4 protein-coding genes are annotated in these 3,526 nt (G+C 66.0%); all 4 read right to left on the minus strand.

Going from position 1 to position 3,526, the window contains the following annotated elements; all coding sequences use genetic code 11:
• Positions 1-70: 70 nt before the first annotated feature.
• Entirely contained in the window at positions 71-1,621 is a 1,551-nt protein-coding gene (tnpC, locus tag MFF55_RS26160) for an IS66 family transposase (RefSeq protein ID WP_238247117.1), read from the minus strand.
• A gap of 46 nt (positions 1,622-1,667) precedes the next feature.
• Positions 1,668-2,015, minus strand: a complete 348-nt coding sequence (gene tnpB, locus MFF55_RS26165; protein WP_238247119.1) for an IS66 family insertion sequence element accessory protein TnpB — start codon at positions 2,013-2,015, stop codon at positions 1,668-1,670.
• Entirely contained in the window at positions 2,012-2,386 is a 375-nt protein-coding gene (gene tnpA, locus MFF55_RS26170; protein ID WP_238247121.1) for an IS66-like element accessory protein TnpA, read from the minus strand. Before tnpA ends, tnpB begins: the two co-directional genes overlap by 4 nt.
• Positions 2,387-3,314: 928 nt before the next feature.
• The coding region (locus tag MFF55_RS26175) for a hypothetical protein (protein ID WP_238247123.1) at positions 3,315-3,526 on the minus strand (212 nt) is incomplete at its 5' end.

Raw genomic sequence — 3,526 nt, forward strand, 5'->3', positions numbered from 1 at the left:
GTCCTTTAGGGGGCTACCTCACCGGGACCATACACCTAGGTCGTAAGCGCTCTGGGAATGGCCCTGCTTGTCAGGCGGCCTGGGCGGCGGGCACGATGGGGGTCCAGTTCCACGGCAGCAGCTCGGGCAGACGCCGGGCCGGGTGATCGGCGATCCGGGTGAGGACGTCCCGCAGATAGGCTTCCGGATCGAGCCCGTTCAGCTTCGCCGTCTCGATCAAGCTGTAGAGGGCAGCCGCGCGCTCCGCCCCGCGCTCCGACCCGGCAAACAGGTAGTTCTTGCGCCCGACCGCCACGCCCCGCAGCGCCCGCTCGGCGGCGTTGTTGTCGAGCGCCAGCCGGCCATCGTCGAAGACGCGGGTGAGCGCCGCCCAGCGCGCCAGCATGTAGCGGAAGGCCTTGGCCAGGTCCGACGATGCGGAGAGTTGAGGCAAGATCGTCCCGGCCCACGCCCGCAGCGCGTCCGCCAGCGGTCGGGATCGCAGCCCGCGCTCTCGTCGTCGCGCGTCGGGTGGTCGGCCCCGGATCGAGCGCTCCACCTCGTAGAGAGCGCCGATCCGCTCCAACGCCTCCCGCGCGATCCCCGAGCCGGTCTTGGCGTGCACGTCGAAGAAGTAGCGACGCGTGTGCGCCCAGCACGCCGCCTCGATCAGCGCTCCCCCGGAGCGCCGATGCTCGTAGAGCGCGTTGAACCCAGAATAGCCATCCGCCTGCAGCGTGCCCGAGAAGGGGGCCAGGTGGGCAAGCGGCCGCTCACCTCGCCGGTCGGGCGAGGCGAAGAACACGGCGGCCGGCGCATTTGCTCCCTCCCAGGGCCGCTCGTCACGCACATAGGCCCACAGCCGCCCCGTTCGGGTCTTGCCGGTCCCAGGCGCCAGCACCGGCACCGGCGTGTCGTCGCCGTGCAGGACCACAGAGCCCGCCAACACCTCTCCCCGAAGTTGGTCGACAAGCGGCATCAGCGCCGCCGCGGTGGCGCCCACCCAGCCCGAGAGCGTGGAGGTGGCCAGCTCGACACCCTCGCGCGCAAAGATCTCCGCCTGGCGGTAGAGCGGCAGGTGATCATCGAACTTGGCAACAGCGATCCGCGCCAGGAGCCCGGGGCCGGCACGCCCGCGCGCAATGGCATGGTGCGGGGCGGGCGCTTGCACGACCGTCTCGCACGCCCGGCACGAGAAGGCCTCGCGCACGTGGCGCACCACCTTGAACCGGCCAGGCACGTAGTCGAGCGTCTCGGTCACGTCCTCGCCGATCCGGCGCAGGGCGCCACCGCACGAGGGGCAGGCGCAGGGCCCCGCATGGACCACGCTCTCGCGGGTCAGGTGCTCGGGCAAGGGGCGTCGTGCCGGCCTGGCTCTCTCAACGGCCTCGGCGACGGCGGGAGCAGCTGCCAGGCGCTCGGCTTCGTCGGTCTCGAGAGCCTCGATGGCCAGCTCGAGCTGCTCGACTTGGCCTCTCAGCTTCTCGGACGAACGCCCGAACTGCGCACGCTTGAGGCGGGCGAGCTGCGAGCGCAGCTTCTCGATGAGGGTGCTGGCGTGCACCGCGTCCCGCGCCATCCCAACGATCATACGCTTGAGGGCATCGACATCGTCAGGCAGCGAGGCAGGATCGAGAGCCATGTCAACAGCTTAGCTTATGATGCAGCCCGCCGCCAGCTTTGGCTCGTCAGCCCGCAAGCCGTGGCCGGTCCGTTCGTTCAGGCGCCCGCCAATCGATGCCCTCCAGGAGCATGGCGAGCTGCGCCGGCGTAAGCGCGGCCGCGCCCCCTGGCGCCGATGGGCAGACGAAGCGGCCCCGGTCCAAGCGCTTGGCGAACAGGCACAGGCCCTGGCCGTCCCACCACAGCACCTTGATCAGCCGTCCCTGCCGGCCCCGGAACACGAACATCTGGCCGGAGAACGGGTCGCGCCGGAGGTGGTCCTGGACGAGCATCGCCAGGCCGTCGAAGCCCTTCCTCATGTCCGTATGGCCGGTCGCCAGCCAGACACGTGCGCCGGCAGGCACCGGGATCATCGGCCCACCAGCATCTTGATCAGGCCCCGCAGGAGCGCAGGATCGATTGTGGCATCGGCGCGAACACGGTGACCACCAGCCAGCTCGATCTCGATGACGCCAGACCCGACGAACGGGAACCTCGTCTCCCCAGCGGGGCCGGTTGGCGCCGGCAGGGCGAGCGGGACGAAGGCAGGCTCGCCCGGTCCTGCGGCGGCGCGCTCCTCGTCCCAGAACTCGCGTCGCCAGGGGAAGACCAGCGAAGGGGTCAGGCCGTGGCGTCGCGCCACCGCCGACACGCTCGGAGAGCGCTCCGCCTCGTCGACGATCGCGCGCTTCTCCTCACGCGACCAAGACCGGCGCGTGCCGGCCACCACGACGTGGGTGTTCAAGCCAGGTCCAGACATGGGGCCGATACAGTGCTCCAGCCCGACATGCATCCAGGCCTACCCACTAGCCCCACAAGGCGCCCGTCTCCGAGCGCTTACCCTAGGTCGGCTGACTCTCGGACTCCTCAATCTCGGGGGTGTCCTCTTGGAGAATAGATGAACGGGGTTCGTCAACCTGCTAAGGTTTGAGGATGATCCCGACTTGCTTCAGACTTCAGTCAACTTCTGTCGCACCAGCCAAGACGGATCTCGCAGGGTAAAAGGCAGGAGCCGGCACATCGGCTCGCTGGTTGGTACCCACATAACCGGATGAACATCGGAGCTTGACGGAAACCATAACCAAACCCCGGTCAATCAGGCACAGGCTATTGCGGGCCCTTGTCTACCTGAAGACAAGGCTTTGTCGACGAAGTAGATTACTTCTGGAGCAGGCCCTGTGATTGGCGGCAATGAGCCAAGTCGCAAGGCCAGTCGATTGCTATTCCCAAATTTGAGACATCAAGAGAGTGACTCGATGCGTGTATTTAGCGTACTATTGGTCCGCCTTGACACAGAAGCGACAAATCTCGAATGGGCTCTGATCTTGTTCCTGTTCGTCGGATTAGCGGCTGCAATAGGTCTTTTGAACTTGGCAAGGACCTAATTGATTGGCCACTCTACATTCGAACTCGCTGTACTAACGATTAGAATTATTTGGTAGTTGACTATGCGAGAGCATTCCCTAGGCGCGATATGGGGTCCTGGCCCAGTGTCTCTGACGCAGGAGGGAACAATAGGGTCGTTCCCACCTTGATTCGGTTTTGTGACTCTCACCACGTCTGCGTTCAAGCCTTCGATCTTCTCGCCTCAGGGTGCCAAGGACGCGCAGGCCTGCGGTGAACCTTACGCGGCGTAGAGGCTACGCATACAAGGTCGAGGATACTAAGTCTTATTAAGGCAGCTTGCAGCTGGGACCGAGCTTCACGCTTGTGTCAGCGCCGTCCGCCTTCAGGAGCATCGAACCCGGTGCAACGCCGCTTAGGTCGCAGGCGTCGACCGTGACGCTCGCACCGCTCTCTAGGCGGAATACGATGCCGGGCATCTGCGTGCGCGCGATCAGCTTGCGCACATGCACCCGCGCATGGCGGCCCGCCCAAATCGCGC

This window comes from Methylobacterium iners, from assembly GCF_022179305.1.
In the GTDB taxonomy this organism is placed as follows: Bacteria; Pseudomonadota; Alphaproteobacteria; order Rhizobiales; family Beijerinckiaceae; genus Methylobacterium; species Methylobacterium iners.